The 16,086-nt window shown below is 72.3% G+C and carries 8 protein-coding genes; 5 read left to right on the forward strand and 3 right to left on the reverse strand.

The window, feature by feature from the left end; genetic code table 11:
- The first annotated feature begins 309 nt into the window (after positions 1-309).
- Together OG202_RS35395 and OG202_RS35400 are read left to right on the forward strand one after the other, a co-directional pair.
- On the forward strand, positions 310-4,824 hold the full coding sequence (locus OG202_RS35395) for a trypsin-like peptidase domain-containing protein (protein ID WP_328224139.1): 4,515 nt from the start codon (positions 310-312) through the stop codon (positions 4,822-4,824).
- 136 nt (positions 4,825-4,960) lie between these two features.
- Positions 4,961-5,914, forward strand: a complete 954-nt coding sequence (locus OG202_RS35400) for a bifunctional riboflavin kinase/FAD synthetase (protein WP_326576496.1) — start codon at positions 4,961-4,963, stop codon at positions 5,912-5,914.
- An 87-nt stretch (positions 5,915-6,001) separates the two neighbouring features.
- Here OG202_RS35400 and OG202_RS35405 read toward each other — a convergent pair whose 3' ends face one another.
- The 3 genes from OG202_RS35405 to eccE form a co-directional block, all read right to left on the reverse strand.
- Positions 6,002-9,502 carry an SCO5717 family growth-regulating ATPase gene (locus tag OG202_RS35405; RefSeq protein ID WP_328224140.1) on the reverse strand — a complete coding sequence of 1,167 codons (3,501 nt, stop codon included), beginning with the start codon at positions 9,500-9,502 and terminating at the stop codon, positions 6,002-6,004.
- Between the two features lie 299 nt (positions 9,503-9,801).
- Positions 9,802-10,581, reverse strand: a complete 780-nt coding sequence (locus OG202_RS35410; RefSeq protein ID WP_327727584.1) for a hypothetical protein — start codon at positions 10,579-10,581, stop codon at positions 9,802-9,804.
- Positions 10,581-11,966, reverse strand: a complete 1,386-nt coding sequence (gene eccE, locus OG202_RS35415) for a type VII secretion protein EccE (RefSeq protein WP_327727583.1) — start codon at positions 11,964-11,966, stop codon at positions 10,581-10,583. The genes OG202_RS35410 and eccE overlap by 1 nt, the downstream gene beginning before the upstream one ends.
- Positions 11,967-12,171: 205 nt before the next feature.
- Here eccE and eccB point away from each other — a divergent pair, with 205 nt between their 5' ends.
- The 3 genes from eccB to OG202_RS35430 are packed head-to-tail and all read left to right on the forward strand — an operon-like array spanning position 12,172 to position 15,324.
- On the forward strand, positions 12,172-13,695 hold the full coding sequence (gene eccB / locus OG202_RS35420) for a type VII secretion protein EccB (RefSeq protein WP_328224141.1): 1,524 nt from the start codon (positions 12,172-12,174) through the stop codon (positions 13,693-13,695).
- Positions 13,696-13,720: 25 nt separating this feature from the next.
- The gene (gene mycP, locus OG202_RS35425; RefSeq protein WP_328224142.1) at positions 13,721-15,034 is read left to right on the forward strand and encodes a type VII secretion-associated serine protease mycosin; all 1,314 of its coding nucleotides are present in this window, start codon (positions 13,721-13,723) and stop codon (positions 15,032-15,034) included.
- Positions 15,031-15,324 carry a hypothetical protein gene (locus tag OG202_RS35430; protein WP_327727580.1) on the forward strand — a complete coding sequence of 98 codons (294 nt, stop codon included), beginning with the start codon at positions 15,031-15,033 and terminating at the stop codon, positions 15,322-15,324. Before mycP ends, OG202_RS35430 begins: the two co-directional genes overlap by 4 nt.
- Positions 15,325-16,086 lie beyond the last annotated feature (762 nt).

The raw sequence follows: 16,086 nt of genomic DNA on the forward strand, positions 1-16,086 counted from the left end.
CGCGCTCTCAGGCGGAGGGTTCGGAGAGTCCGGGGGTTCGGCCGGTGGCGGAAGCACCCGGCGTATTCGGCCCAGCCCAGCGGAGCGTGGAGCGACGGTCACGGGGTTCGCTGTTCCCGCCGCTCCACGGTCCCCCCCCTCGGTTCCCCCACCCAGAGGTGTATCCATCTGCCCGGGGCTATTCACCCCTTCGTGCAGGCGCTCGGAGTGAACCGAGGGAGCGGAAGGGGGCGCGTTCGCCGGGCGATCTGTTCCGCTGATCTTCGCGTGCCTACCGTCGGAACACAGGTACGACGGGGAGGTCAGGACATGGCGGTACGGGGCCGTCGGGCAACCGACGACGGCCGCCGGGCGGCGCGGGACGAAGTCCTGGTGCGGGTCGGCGATCTGGCGGGACGACCGCGCGGCACGGGCTTCGTGGCCGATCACCACGGCACGGTCGTCACCAGCCACGAGGCGGTGGACGGGCTGGCCCGGATCGTGGTGCACGCCACCGGCGACCGCGTCTGTGTGGTGGCCTCCGACGCGGTGACCCCGCTGCCCGCCCTCGATCTCGCGCTCATCCGCACCGCGGGGCTGTGTGTGGACCCGCTGCCCTTCGCCCTGCGGGACGAGGTCGAGAGGGGCGCGTACGTCCGTATCGCGGCCGGCGGCTGGCGCGAGGCGCGGGTGCTGGGCACGGCGGACGTCACATACACCGCGACGGACGGTTTCCATCTGCTGCGCGGCGCCCTGGAGTTGGCGATCGGCACGGCCGGGAGCGAGGCGCTGCGGCTGGGCGGGGGCGCGGCCGGGGGACCCGTGCTCGACATGACCACCGGGGCCGTGATCGGCGTCCTCGGCACGGCGCTGGAGGCCCCGCACCGGGCCACCGGTTTCGCCGTGCCCCTGCGCGGGTGGCGGGCCGAGCGGCCGCTGGCCGAGCTCCTCGCGCGCAACGCGGCGACGGTGGCCGCGTACGGGACCGATCTGAACCTGGCCGGGGTGCTGGAGCTCACGGCCACCACCGTCGGGTCGGACGGGCCGGGGGCGGGTGCCGGGGCCGTCGCGGGTGCCGAGGCCGATCCCGTCGAACGGGTCGATGTGGTCCGGGAGTTCGCCGCCTTCGCCGACGGTCCGGCCACCGTCCTCGGCCTCGTCGGCCCACCCGGCACCGGCCGCACGACGGAACTGGCCGCCCTCGCCGCCAGACGCGGCCGGGACCCCGAGCCCGCACCCACCCTGTGGCTCCGCGGCGCCGACCTGCTCTCCGACGACCACTCGGTAGCGGACGCGGCCCGTCGCGCGCTGGAACGGGCGGGGCGGATCGTGGCGGCGTCCTCGGGGTCCTCGGCGTCCTCGGCGTCGGCCGCGTCGGCGGCGGAGAGGTCCACAGGGGAGTGGGGGGCATCGGCGGGGAGGGGCGAGTCGGGTGGCTGGGCTGCCTCGGACTTTTCGGCTGCCTCTGCCGCGCCTGCCGCGCCTGCCGCGCCGGCCGCCTCTGCCGCGTCGGCTGCTTCGGGCGGTGGTGGTGCTGGCGGGAGTCGGGGTTCCTCGGGCTGTGCTGGTGCTTCGGGAGAGTGGTGGCCCGGAGCGGGGCGGCCCTGGCTGCCAGGCCGGTACGAGGGCGAACTCGGGGACATCCGGCCGGAGCGGCTTGCCCGGCTGGCGCTGGCGGAGGGGCGGCCCATGGTGCTGCTTCTCGACGGGCCCGAGGAGATGCCGCCGACGCTCGCGCACCGGCTGGCCGAGTGGACCGCCGGGACGGTCGACTGGCTGCGGGAGCACGGGGCTCGGCTCGTGGTGGCCTGCAGGGCCGAGTACTGGGAGCGGGCCGGGGCGCAGTTCCCGGCGGAGCTGCTGCACGGGGAGGCGCCCGGTGGAGAGGTGCAGTCGCTGCCAGCCTGCGTGCGGCTGGGTGACCTGACGGAGAACGAGGCCCGGCGGGCCAGGCTGCGGTACGGGATCCCCGAGGACGCGCTCGCCGACGCCGACGCCCGGCATCCGCTCACCCTGCGGCTCCTGTCCGAGGTACGGGCGGCACTCCCGGAGGTCCCGGACGGGCGGCCCGGCGAGGATGGCGCCTTCGCCGGGCCGCCCGACGGGGGAGAGGCCGGGGGCGGCCGGTCGGGACCGGACGGGTGGGGACCGGACGGGTGGGGACCCGACGCGTACGGACCCAGCGGGCCGGGAGCCTCACGTGTGGGCGCCGAGGGGGCTTCGGGAGGGGGCGACGGTGCGACGGCGGCCCCTTCCGTCACGGTCCCCATGGGCACGGTCCCCATGGGCACGGTCCCTTCCGCCACGGCCCCTACGCGCCCGGTCCCTTCCGCCACAGTCCCTTCGGGCACAGTCCCTTCGGGCACAGTCCCTTCCGGGACTGGGTCATCCTCCTCCGGCTCGGCGGGTTCCTTCTTGGGCTCGGTGGGTTCCTCCGCCGGGTCGGCGGGTTGCTTCTTGGGCTCGGTGGGTCCCTCTGTCGGTTCGACGAGATCCTCCTCCGCCTCGACGACTCCCCCCTTCGGCTCGGCGTCGCCCTCCTTCGGCTCGGCGTCGCCCTCCTTCGGCTCGGCGTCGCCCTCCTTCGGCTCGGCGTCGCCCTCCGCCGGCGCGGCGGCATCGTCCACCCCCGTGGGACGACCCGATCGGGACGAGGTGCTGGCCGCCTACCTGGATCTGATGTGTCTGCGTGTCGCCGTGCGGCTCGCCGCGGTGAACGGGGTGCGGGGTGCGGTCGTGCGGCGGCTCGCGGCGCAGGTGTCGGGGCAGGTGCATGAGGCGGCACGGCGGTGTCTGGGGCCCGGCCAGGGGGAGCTGGACCGGGCGGCGTTCGAGGCGGTGTTCCCGTGGGGGCCGGTGCCCGGGCGGCGGCTCGGCGGCACCACCGGCTGGGCCTCGGCCGTGCTCACCGAGGGGCTGCTCGTCCCGGCCGGCGACGGCTACCGCTTCGCCCACGAGGAACTGGCCGACTGGATCCAGGGCGCGCACCTGGACCTCGACGCGGCCCTGCACGCGCTGGTGCACCGGGGCTGGGTCGCCCAGGCCGAGGCACGGCGGGGCTGGGGCACGCTGCCGTCGGAGGCCCGCGTCCGACGGCAGGCCCGCCGGGCCACCCGTAACCTCCCCGTGCCCCGCCACCGCATCGGCCCCGTCGTCCACGCCCTGCTCCTCCTCGGCCGGCAACAGGGCCCCAACGAACTCGCCGGACGCCTGGAGGAGTTGCTCGACGCCCTGGACGCACTGCTGCCGCCGGGCGCCCCCGTCCCCGACGACCCGACATGGTGGGCCACCCGTCTCCTGGCCGAGGTCCTGGTCCGGGTGCCCGACGCGACGCCGTACACCCGGGTGCTGCGGTTCCTCACCGAGCGGATCGGCGCCTGGCGGGCCCAGGGCAGAGGCGTACCGGGGGAGTTGGGACCGGACTTCTGGGCGTCGCTGCCGCTGCCCGAGGCGGAACGGTTCGACCTGCTGCGACGCCTCGTCGTAGCCGACCCGCCCCCCGGCGAGGGGCCCCGCTATCTGGACGTGGTCTCCCGTCTCCTCGCGGCCGCCCCCGCGGCCGTGCAGCCGCTCCTCACCCGCTGGTTCCTCGACGACACCCCGCTGGTCGCGACCCCCGACGCCACCGTGGCGACGGCCGCGCAGGCGCTGCTGCACACGCATCGCCGGTGCGCCCTGGACGACCTGACCGAGGCCTTGGTCGACAGCGCGCACCGGCGCGGCGACGAACTGCTCGCCGTACTGTCCGAGGAGGAGCCCTCGGCGGTGTGCCGGGCCGTCGACCGGTGGGCGCACGACGAGCGCCCGGCGCGGCGGGTCGCGGGGCTCGCGTACGGACTGCGGACCGCTCCGCACGTGCGTACGGACGCCGATCGCGAGCTGCTTCGCTACGCGGCGCTGGCCATGCTGGGGCGCCCCGCCGACGTCACCCTGCACAGCGGCGCCCTCGCCCTGCTCGTACGGGATCCGCGGACCCGGTCCCGGTATCTGCCGCAGGCGCTGGAGCGCTTCGCGGCCGGCGACGCCCAGCTGCCCGCGAGCGCCCTGGTCACCGCCCTCGCCACCCACCCGGACCCGGTCCTGGACGCCTTCCGCGCCCGGCTGCGGACTCCGGGCACCGAGGGCTCCGACGGGGAGGCCCTGCGGACGCTCGCCGCGGTCACCACACCCGTCCTCGCCCGCCGCGTCACCACCCTCGTACGGGAGGTCGTCGAACTGCGCCCCGAGGTGGCCGGGCATGTCGCCGCCTACGTCGACCGCCGGCTGGAGCACGGACCGGGCACCCGAGCCGTGCTGTTCCCGCTGGTCAGCGGTCTGATCGTCGACGGCCCCGTCCAGGTCCGCGCAGCCCTCGCGGCGGTCTTCGCCGAGCCGGGCACGCAGGTCTCCGGCCCGCTGCGGCGCGAACTGCTCGACCTGCTGATGGCGACCGAGCGGGACCCTTCCGTCCTGGACGCGCTGCTGCGAGCGGCCGCCGCGCGCGGAGGAACAGCGGATTCGCAGGACAGGGCGGGGACGGGGCGCATGGGGCAGACGGAGGAGATGGGGCAGACGGGGGAGACGGAGGAGACGGGGGAGACGGGGGACAGTGCCGCCACCCGGTTGCTGGTCCATCGGGTCGGCATGCTGCTCGTTCGTACGCCCGAGGGGGCCACCCGTTTCGACTGGGCGCTCGTCGACCTGGCCCGTCATGTGCCCGGCTTCGCGGCGCTGGTGGCCGGCTGGCTCAGCGGCACGCCTCAGGAGTGGGCGGCGGTGGTCGGTCCCAGCACCCGCCGGATGATCGAGAACCTGGCGGGGGTGCCGGGGGTGGCGGGGGCGTCGGGCGTGCGGGTGCCCGCGTGAAAAGCGGCGCCGAGTTCCGTGCTCCGGGTCACAGCCCGGATGCCGATGCGGGCCGATGGCATCGGGCATGGCACCCTTAGACCTGCGCAAGGGTTAGGCGTCAATACGGACACGGGTTCGACGAGGAGCGGTCACAGTGCAGCGCTGGCGTGGCTTGGAGGACATCCCCGAGGACTGGGGGCGCAGCGTCGTCACCATCGGTTCTTACGACGGGGTGCACCGCGGGCACCAGCTGATCCTCCGGCACGCCGTGGAACGCGCGCGTGAGCTGGGCGTTCCCTCCGTCGCCGTCACCTTCGACCCGCACCCCAGCGAGGTCGTACGCCCCGGCACGCATCCCCCGCTGCTCGCCCCGCACCATCGCCGCGCCGAACTGATGGCCGAGCAGGGCGTGGACGCGGTGCTGATCCTGCCCTTCACGAGCGAGTTCTCGCGGCTGTCCCCGGCCGACTTCGTCGTCAAGGTCCTGGTCGACAAGCTGCACGCCAAGGCCGTCGTCGAGGGCCCCAACTTCCGTTTCGGCCACAAGGCCGCCGGAGATGTGGCGTTCCTGGCCGAGCAGGGCAAGACGTACGACTTCGATGTCGAGGTCGTCGACCTGTTCGTCACCGGCGAGGCGGGCGGCGGACAGCCGTTCTCCTCGACCCTGACCCGACGGCTGGTCGCCGAGGGCGATGTCGAGGGCGCGCGCGAGATCCTCGGCCGTCCCCACCGAGTCGAGGGGGTCGTCGTACGCGGCGCCCAGCGCGGCCGCGAACTGGGCTTCCCCACGGCCAACGTCGAGACCCTCCCGCACACCGCGATCCCCGCCGACGGCGTCTACGCCGGCTGGCTGCACGTCGCCGGCGAGGCGATGCCCGCCGCGATCTCCGTCGGCACGAACCCGCAGTTCGACGGCACCGAGCGCACGGTCGAGGCGTACGCCATCGACCGCGTCGGACTCGACCTCTACGGCCTCCATGTCGCCGTCGACTTCCTCGCCTTCGTGCGCGGCCAGGCGAAGTTCGACTCGCTGGAGGCGCTGCTCGTGGCGATGGGCGAGGACGTGAAGAAGTGCCGGGAGCTGATCGGGGCGTATGAGGGGGAGTAGCCCCCGAGGTCTGGTTGCGTCGGAGGGCCCGTACCGTTCGTGGATCGTGAACGGTACGGGCCCTCCGACGTGTCCCACTCCCGCCGCCTACTGCTGAGGCGGTGCCGGGGGGTAGGGCTGACCCTGCTGGGGATGGTGCGGTTGCTGCGGCGGGTACGGCTGCCCCGGAGCGGGTTGCCCCGGAGCCGGCTGACCGGGGTGGCCGTAGGGCTGCGGGGCCTGGCCGGGTGCCGGCTGACCCGGATAGGGCTGCCCGGGGTACGGCTGGCCCTGCTGCGGCGGGTAGGGCTGTTGACCCGGCATCGGCTGACCGGGCATCTGCTGACCCGGCATCTGCTGACCCGGCATCGGCGGGGCGACCACCGGCGGTGGGTTGCCGTCCGACGTCCACAGGCCGTGCGACTGCTGGTGACGGGCGATGTCCTCGGCGACCATCGCGGCGAGCGTGAAGTACGCCTCCCGCACCTTCGGGCGCATCATGTCGAGGTCCAACTCGGCGCCCGCGGACAGGTGTTCGTCGAAGGGTACGACGACGACACCGCGGCAGCGCGTCTCGAAGTGGGAGACGATGTCGTCCACCTTGATCATCTTGCCGGTCTCGCGCACCCCCGAGATGACCGTGAGGGAACGTGCCACCAGGTCCTGGTAGCCGTGCGCGGACAGCCAGTCCAGCGTCGTACTGGCGCTGCTCGCACCGTCCACGGACGGCGTCGAGATGATGATGAGCTGGTCGGCGAGGTCGAGCACCCCGCGCATGGCGCTGTAGAGCAGGCCGGTGCCCGAGTCGGTGAGGATGATCGGGTACTGCTTGCCGAGGATGTCGATCGCGCGCCGGTAGTCCTCGTCGTTGAACGTCGTGGAGACGGCGGGGTCGACGTCGTTGGCGATGATCTCCAGCCCGGAGGCCGCCTGCGAGGTGAACCGCCGGATGTCCATGTACGAGTTGAGGTACGGGATCGCCTGGACCAGGTCGCGGATGGTGGCTCCGGTCTCGCGGCGCACCCGGCGGCCGAGTGTGCCCGCGTCCGGGTTGGCATCGATCGCGAGGATCTTGTCCTGGCGCTCGGTGGCGAGCGTCGAGCCGAGGGCCGTGGTGGTCGTCGTCTTGCCCACGCCGCCCTTGAGGCTGATGACCGCGATGCGGTAGCAGGACAGCACGGGCGTCCTGATCAGCTCCAGCTTCCGCTGCCGCTCGGCCTCCTCCTTCTTCCCGCCCAGCTTGAACAGCCCGCCGCCCGACGACGGACGACTGCTCTTCGTCTTCTGCTTCTTGCTGTTCAGCAGCCGGTCGGAGGAGAGCTCGACGGCTGCGGTGTAACCGAGCGGCGCGGCACCGGGGTTGGTGGGCTGACGGTGGTCGTGCTGCACGGGCTGCGGCCAGGCGGTGCCTGTGCGGGGGTCGATGGGGGCGGGGGGCTGGGCGTGACCCCCGGGGTGACCGGGCTGTCCGGCGTGACCCGGGTGGTCCGGGTGCGCTGCGATGGCCGGCTGTCCGGGCTGGGCGGGCTGGGCGGGTTGGCCTGGGTGTCCGGGGAACGGGGGTTGCTGGTGGCCGGGGTGGCCCGGGTGCTCCGGTTGTCCGGGGTGGGCGGGGGGCTGGGGGAAGCCGTAGCCGCTCTGGGGAGCAGGGGAGTTGGGCGGACCCTGGGGGGCGGGGGTACCAGGCGTGCCGGCGGCGCCGGAGGGCGGGAAGCCGTAGCCGGCCTGGGGGGCGTTGGGGTGGGGAGTGGGGGCGCCTGGTGTGCTCGGCGCGCCTGGCTGTGCCGGGGGCTGGGGGAAGCCGTAGCCGCCCTGCTGGGGGATGGGTGTCTGCGGGGGCACGGGGCCGCCGGGGTGCGGGAAGCCGTAACCGGGGGTGGGCTGGGCCGGGGGTGTGGTGGGAACGGGGGCACCGGAGTGGCCCGGCTGCTGTCCCGGGTGGCCCGGCTGGCCCGGCTGGTCGGGCTGTGCCGGGGGCTGGGGGAAGCCATAGCCGCCCTGCTGGGGGATGGGTGCCTGCGGCGGCACGGGGCCGCCGGAGGGCGGGAAGCCGTAACCGGCGGGGGCGGCGGGCGGCGCAGTGGCACCGGGGGTGCCGGGTGCACTGCCGGGCGCACTGGGTACGCCGGGTGCGGCGTCGACCGGGTTGCCCCATGGCGCGGGCGCGCCCTGAGGAGCCTGCGGCTGGAATGGTTGCTGCGGCGACACGGACGGCTCGCCCTGCGCGGCCACCGGCTGCTGCTGACCGGGCGCCTGGGGGAACGTCTGCCCGCCAGGCGCCGACGGAGCGGACGCGGGCCACTGCCCCGCCGAGGCAGGCGCGGTGGCCTCAGCCGGCTGGAACGCCGGAGGCAACGGAGGAAGCCCACCCTGCGGCGCGGGCGGCGTCCAGGCGGGAGGCGTCTGCGGAACGCCGCCGGGGGCACCCGGAGCGGGTGCGGCGGGCGGGGCGTCCTGAGGAGCGCCGGACTGAGGTGGGGTGGTCGGCGACGCGGCGGCCTGGGGCACGGCGCCGACGGAGGCGGCGTCGGCAGACTTGGCCACGTCAGAGGTGGCGTCCTGAGGCACGGAGTGCTGCGGGACGGAGCCCTGCGGGACGGAGCCCTGAGAGGTGGCATCCGTCGGCCCGGTCCCGTCGGAGACGGCGTCCGGGGTCGCGGTGCCGTCGGGCTGCTCGACCTCGGCGGCCCCGGCCCCACCGGACGCTTCCGAGGTAGCCGCACCGGCGGCGCTCACCCCGCCCTCGCTGCCCTGACCGTTGCCTTCCTGCACGGCCTGCATGGCCTGGACGTCCTGATCCTCGCCGGACGAAGCGCCGTCGGAGGGCTGCGCGACGGCGGCGTCGGCCACGGCGGCGCCGTCCTGCCCCTGAGGTTGCCCCTGAGGTTGCCCCTGAGGCTGTGCCTCGGCGGCCGCATCAGTTTGCGTCACACCCTCAGCCTGCGTCACACCCTCAGCGTCAGAGATCCCATCACCGTCACTGTCGGCGCCACTGGCCACCGATCCGGCGTCGGAGGTGGTGGCGCCGCCCGGCTCCACGGCCTCCACCTGAGGCGCGTTCAACTCGAAGTCGTCGGCACCCACTTCACCACGGGGAGCACCATCGGCACCCACACCTGCGGCCGCATCCCCGATCGCGCCCGCACCCGCGTCGGCACGCCCGGCGGAGGCATCCTCGGCCACACCCGCACCCGCGATCTCCCGCTTCAACGCGGCAGCGGAAATCCGCATGGTCGCGCCACTCTCGATGTCCCCGTGCCCGGTGCCGGCCTCGGGCGCGGCGGCAACCGGCGGCCACGGCGGCGGAAACGTGTCACCCGAACCGGCACCGGGCACCGCGGACATGTCGACAGGAGGACCGGCCGGCGGCGCGGGCGGAGGCGTAGCGGAACCGACAGCCGAAGGAACGCCGTCCGTGCCCGCACCCGTGTCGGTACCCGCAGCCGGTTCCGCACCGGCCCCGGCCGACGAGGCGTTCTGCGTGTACCAGGCAGGCGGCGCGTAGTCGATGGTGAACTCGCCCGTCGTCTCGACGGCGGACTCCGCGTCGGGCTGGTCATCGTCGGGTGTGGCCCAGCCCCCGCGCGTCCCGTCCCGATCGCTACTCACAGTTCCTCCTGGTGTGGTCGAGCACCCTCATGTCGTGCTGGGGCGACCGTTCCTGTCGTCCGATTCGCCGGGCTGGTCCCCCCTCGGGCCCCGGGCAGATGTCGCACAGTCCTTACCACCCGCTTGCGGGCAACTCGCGACGTGCTGTACCCCAGCCTAATCATCAAAACCGCGGGCCCGGCAGGCCCGTCTCTCCCAACGGGCTTCAGTGAAGTACTCAACTGCCCCAATGGTGAAGCAAAGTGGGCATACCGTATCGCCTTGATCCGCACTCGCCGGGCTTGTCCTGAACCGTCGGCTCAGTCCATGCGACGTGCCACACCCAGGAGACCGGTCTCCGCGTCCGTGGCCTGCGTCATCACGTACTGCCGGTCCCGCTCCGCGCACCACAGCGTGATGCCGTCCTGCAGCCCGGGCAGGGACCGGGTCTCGGGGTGCGGCAGGCCTATCACGCGCCCGATCTCAGTCGCCTCGTCCGGCGATACCCGCTGGACGCCCACGACGCGAGCCTGACGCATCAACCGCGGCGCGACCGGACTCAGATAGGGAAGCAGCGTGAGTACGGACTGCCAGGGTGCCGAGGTCACGCGTCCGCGCGGCGGCCGCATGCCGCAGTCACGCACCACCAGTACGGGCGTGCCGGCCGACGCGCCCTGTGGTGGTACGCGCCCCACGTCGTACACCGCCAGGCCGTTCTGCCCGCCGCCCATGGCGTGCACCAACGGCATCCAGGCCTGTGCCCGCGCTGTCTCGACGGCCACGCGTGCCCCCGTCGCGGCCGTGCGCAGTGCCAGGACCTGGGCCGTCCACAGGCCGCCGATGAGGACGATGTCGAAGGGGGTCGGTCGGTTGACCCCGAGAACGGCGGGCCGGCCCTGTTGGTTGACGCCGACCACCACACCGTCGTCTCCGATGGGCAGGGAGAGCGCACCCACCTGCTCCACGGGCAGCGTGTGCCGCGGGTGCCGGGGACCCAACAGCCCGAACCCGGTGCGCAGCCGCTGTCCGAGGCCCGTGACCTCCGGAGTGCCTTCCGGCGCGGACGTGGATGACGGCGAGGCCGATGCCCTCATGGCCATCAGCGGGTACCTCCGAGCGGCAGGGTGGCGAGCACGCCAGGGAGTTGTTCACGGTCCAGACGCACGAGCCCGGTCCGTGCCTGACGCGCGGCATGCTCCAGATCCCGCCGCGCGTCGGTCAGCTCCTGGTTGCTGCGACCGGTGATGCGAAGGTGACCTGTAAGGGTGACGTCCTGCCGACCGCCTTTGGCCAGCGTCAGGCTGAAGGTCGTCGCCAGCGCGGGAACCGCGGTCAGATGTGCCACCAACTGTGCCAGCGAGGTGCCGGAGCCGCCCAGTTGAGGCCAGCGGCGCACCCAGTACGTGGTGTGCCGACGGTTGTCACAGCGCCAGCTGCGGCTGGACTCCTCGGTCCGCCGCTGTGGCGCCTCGTCCCGCCCGGTCTGTGCGGCCTGCGCGGTCACCATCGGGTTGGCGCACGCGGAGGTGGCGATGGCAGCCGTCAGCTCCTCCTCCGTCAGCAGATTGGCCCGGAAGCCGGCGCCGGTCAGTCGACTGGACAAGTGCTCCGCAGACCGCACCAGACACTTCTGCGCCCCACGGAGCCCGCCGCCGCGCGCGGCCACCGCCTCCGGGCACGACTCGGGGTCGAGTTTCAGGGCTATCCACATGATGCGCACTGACGGAGCGCCGGTCTGGGCCTGGAGCGGTGCGTAATTGCTCACGACGACCGACTGCTGGGGCAGGTGCAGCGCGGGCGCCGGCTGCGTGTGCACCAGGATCTGTGCCGACTCCAGCCGGATTCCGTCGACTTCGAGGACGTCCTGCACGAGCGCGACGGGCAGCGGCCGGCGACTGCGCTCGGCGCGCAGCGCACCGGCATCCGACTCCAGTTGGAGCACCGCGGTGAGGAATCCTCCGTCGCCCACCATGCCGATCGGCCGCTGATCGCGACGGTCGCCGCGGTGGAAGCTGTACGTCCGCAGGCTGGGATCACACTCCACGGCAGGTGCGAGGCCGGAATCGATCCCCGAAGGCACCGGTGCGCTCGCGGCCCTGCGCATGCGGGCCCGCAGCGCCAACAGCGAGCCCAGCCAATCGGGCAGGGAGTGTCCGCGGCGTCGTACGAGAGCGAGGACGACCAGCACGGCGGCGGCCGCGATGGCCGGAATGAGCGCGGCCGTACCGACGAGCCATCCGACGGCCACGAGGGCGGCCGCCATCTCCAGCATCACCAGCCGCTGTAGCGCGAACGAGCCCCCGTGCCCCGAGTGGGACCTCAGATGGGGCGAGACGGACCCGCGGGACGATGCGGCGGCGTCAGGTACCGCTCCCGACCGCGCTGTCGGAGAAGGAGAAGAGGAACCGCCCGAACGCGACCGAAGCGTGCCACCTGATCGCGGCCCCGATTGCGATCGCGACCGGGCCCGTGTTGCGGAAGCCATTGCTCCAAAACCCCCGAACTCTCCCGAAATTCCCTGCACTCAGGGCCGTGCACGGCCTGAGCGCCCTGCCCCTGCCATCAGCACAGTCACGCAACAGGCATAGTAGGGGGCGGCTCTGACAGCCCAGGCACCAGAGGCAATTGAGGACAGGGGCAGATCTTCACAGATCACCCCACGGCTCCGCACGGGGAGAGAGCGGACACAGATGGCATCACGGCGGGACGAACTCAACGCCTACACCTTCGCGAAGCGCCGTACGCTCGCATCCTTCCTTCAGCCGTCTCCGTCGGGCTCGGAGGAGGGCGCTCCCAAGCCGCTGCGCGCGCTGTGGCCCGGCGCCGTCGTCGGTGTGGTGATTCTCGCGGTCTTCGGGGGCATCGGTGTGTTCAGCCCGAAGGCACCCAAGGACTGGGCCGACGCGGAGGCGCACGTCATCGTGGCGAGCGATTCCACCACCCGGTACGTGGTGCTGAAGACGGATGGTCGCAATCAGCTGCATCCGGTTCTCAACATGGCGTCGGCCAAACTGCTCCTGGATCCCGGCAAGGCCGACATCATCACCGTCGACGAGAAGATCCTGGACAGCGGCGAGCCGCCGCACGGTGCCACGATCGGGATCCCCTACGCCCCCGACCGCCTGCCCTCCGCCGAGGAGGCGGAGGTCGCCAAGCGCTGGGCCGTGTGCGAGCGTCCCGGTGACGGCGAACGCGCCATCCAGAAGGCCGCGTTCGTCCTGGCCAAGAAGGAGTTCGACAAGACGGGAGGCTCCGACAAGCTCTCGGGCGGCGACTTGATGTACGTCGTCGGCCCGGACGGCAGGACGCAGTACGTGGTCGACGCGCAGGGCACGGCGTACCGACTGGCCGACCCGACCGACACCGAGCTGCTCAAGGCCCTCGACACCCAGGGCCGAGACCCGCAGCGCGTGTCCCAGGAATGGCTCGACACCCTCCACAAGGGCGACCCGATCTCCATCCCGGCGATCGACGGCACGCCCGGCACGAAGGCGAACGCCTCCACCCGCCTTGAGCAGTACGACAAGGTCGGTGAGGTCATCAAGGCATACGACGGCCGGCGGATGCAGTACTACGTGGTGCTGCAGGGCGAGGTGGCCCGGATCTCCGAGTTCGTCGCCACGCTGCTGCTCAACAGCGGGGACCTCGTCGACGTCGGACAGGCTGGCGAGGCGCAACAGGTGCACCCCAGTGCGGTCGCCGACAGTACGACCTTCGAGGCGGACAAGACCTGGCCGGCGTTCGAGCCGAAGACGGTGAACGACGGCTCCAGCGCCACCTCGGGCCGCAACACCGTCTGCAACGTCCTGCTCTCGGTCGGCTCGAAGGGGAAGACGACGCTGTCCACCTGGGTGGGCACCGACTTCCCCGCTCAACTGCCCACCGGTTCCTCCAGTGCGTATGTCACCCCCGGCTCCGGCCAGCTCTACCGCCAGTTCCAGGGCACGGAGACGAGGGCAGGTGGCGTCTTCCTGGTCACGGACACGGGCCTGCGTTACGCCCTGCAGTCCAACAGCGACAGCACCACCGGAGACGAGGGCATCGGCACCTCGGCCAAGCATCGCGAGGAAGAGCTGAACGAGGCGAAGATCGCCCAGACCCGGCTCGGCTACGAGAAGGTGACGCCGTCCCCCATCCCGGCGCAGTGGTCGACGTTCCTGCCGACGGGGCCGCGCCTGTCGGAGGCGGCGGCACGGCAGCCGCAGGGTTCGTAGACGCGCGGTGGAGGGGAGCGAAGCGATGTCGAAAGCGAACGCGGGGGCGCTGAGCGCGCGGATCAGGCGGAACACGCAGACGCGGGGGCTCCGGAGCGGCCGGGGTACGAGGCCGGCGGCCCGGGCCGCCGCGACCGCGCTGATCGCCACCACCTCGGTACTCGCCCTGCCCACGACCACTGCCTGGGCCGACGGCGGCCAGTGCACGTTCCCGTCGAAGGACTACGCGGGCCGTCCCTGGGCGCTGCAACGCGTCAACCTCGACGAGCTGTGGGCGCTGTCCACGGGGAAGAACGTCCAAGTGGCCGTGATCGACACAGGGGTGGATGTCAGGAACCCCCAGCTCACCAAGGCCGTGGACGCCGCCAAGGGCGCGAACTACCTCCCCACGAAGAACTCCGAGGGCGAGAAGATCGACCGCGGCAACAGCCAGGGCACCACCGACACGGTGGGCCACGGCACACGCGTGGCCGGCATCATCGCGGCCCGCCCGCTGAAGGGGACCGGCTTCGTGGGCCTGGCCCCGGACGCCAGGATCATTCCGATCAAGCAGAACAACGCGGAGGGCGACGGAACGGCCCTCACCCTGGCGTCGTCGATCCGCCACGCCGTCGACGTGGGCGCCGATGTCATCAACATCTCGCAGGACACGGCCAACGCCGTGAAACCCGACGTGAGACTGGAGGATGCCGTCGACTACGCCCTCGACAACAAGGTCGTGGTCGTCGCCTCGGCCGGCAACGACGGCCTGGGCGGCAACGTCAAGGTCACCTACCCGGCGTCGTACGAGGGAGTCCTGGCGGTGGCGTCCTCCGACCGCAACAACGAACGTGCCCCCTTCTCACAATCAGGGGAATTCGTAGGAGTCGCAGCCCCCGGCGTCGACATGATCTCCACTGTCCCCGGCGGCGGCCACTGCTCCGACAACGGCACGAGCTTCTCCGCGCCGTACGTGGCCGGCGTGGCGGCTCTCCTGAAGTCCAAGTACCCGCAATGGACCGCCCAGCAGGTCGTCGCCCAGATCGAGCAGACGGCGGAACGCTCGATCCCCGGCCATGACCTCCTGGTCGGCTGGGGAGTGGTCGACCCCGTCAACGCCCTGACGAACGTGGACCCGGAGCACCCTGTCGAGAGCCCGAAGCCCGAGGGCGGAGTGGCCAGGGGCGAGGCACCCTCGGTCACTCCGCTGCACTTCGGTGAGTCCGCGGAGGAACGGAACACGCGCCTGGCGACGTATGTGACCGTAGGCGGCCTGGTGCTGGTGGCGGGCCTGAGCGGCACGGCGGTGGCGGTGCGGGATTCGCGGCGCAGGCAGCGGAGATCAAGGAGTGACACATGAACGCGCTGGCCGTAACGAACGTCCTGAGCCTGGTCCTGGCCGCTGTATTCCTGGTGATGGCCTGTGTCAAGGCGGACTGGGTACGCGCCTGGCGCTCCCGCGTCAACCCGTCGGCCGAGGAACTGCCCGACGCGGCCTTCACCGCCGCCCGCGTCATCCTGGTCCTCATGGCTGGCATGGGCATCTACCTCGCCATACAGGGCTTCAGCGTCTCCGACGACGCGGCGTGGGACGGCAGCGAGCTGACCGGAGCGGTGCAGGGGCCACCAACGACCTGGACGGCTACATGAAACCCGACCGACAAGGCTGGCGACTCCCTTTCCCTCGATGACTACTCGACTCTCATCAAGGACACGGTGTCGCAGAACGGCGGCGGCGATGCCCCAGGTCGGGCGTGGACTTCTTTCTGCCCGGATGCGTGAGGGACACTGCCCCTCACCGCCCGTTGCCGCGCGGCCGCCCATGAGCGCCGGATGGATCGCAGGACGCACCGCGTTGCGTCGAAGTCGGTGAGCCGTGCTGGCCTCCACATCGCGTGCACCGGCAAACCGACTCCGTACTTCGCACGGGATCGGTAGACGCGGCGGGGCAGGAGAAATGGGACCGCAATGCAGTGCGCACAGACTGTTGATGCCGCGTACTCCGCCACACAGGGGTCTGTCGATCAAACCCGGTCCATGGAGATTTGGGGCAAGTCCCCTGTGCGTAGATTGTTGCCGTGAAGGTTTGCAGGAGACGCGTACTTGAGACTCCGGTGACCGCTGGCAGGGGGAGGGGCGCGTGCCCGGGCACCTCTTCAGCTGTGGCGCACGGGAGTTGGCGCAGAGACGCGATCGAACGTCTCCGGAAGTCTGATGAAGATCGCAAGCAGTGTGACGCCATCGTCCGTGGGGTGCTGAATCATGGGGTAGAGCCATGCGTGTCCGGTGCACGGCCTGTCGTGTGCACCCGTTCACAGTGAACAGGCAAGACGGGCAAGGCGGGACGGCCGATCGGTCTCGTAACCGAGCTGACGCACATCGCTGTTGGCCCCGTTGTGCAGGTTGACTACA

It is taken from the genome of Streptomyces sp. NBC_00310 (genome assembly GCF_036208085.1).
Lineage (GTDB): Bacteria > Actinomycetota > Actinomycetes > Streptomycetales > Streptomycetaceae > Streptomyces.

Coding starts and splice junctions, on each gene's coding strand:
- OG202_RS35430 (WP_327727580.1), top strand. CDS start 15,031: ATGAACGCGCTGGCCGTAACGAACGTCCTGAGCCTGGTCCTGGCCGCT.
- OG202_RS35410 (WP_327727584.1), bottom strand. CDS start 10,581: ATGGCCATGAGGGCATCGGCCTCGCCGTCATCCACGTCCGCGCCGGAA.
- mycP (WP_328224142.1), top strand. CDS start 13,721: ATGTCGAAAGCGAACGCGGGGGCGCTGAGCGCGCGGATCAGGCGGAAC.
- OG202_RS35395 (WP_328224139.1), top strand. CDS start 310: ATGGCGGTACGGGGCCGTCGGGCAACCGACGACGGCCGCCGGGCGGCG.
- eccB (WP_328224141.1), top strand. CDS start 12,172: ATGGCATCACGGCGGGACGAACTCAACGCCTACACCTTCGCGAAGCGC.
- eccE (WP_327727583.1), bottom strand. CDS start 11,966: ATGGCTTCCGCAACACGGGCCCGGTCGCGATCGCAATCGGGGCCGCGA.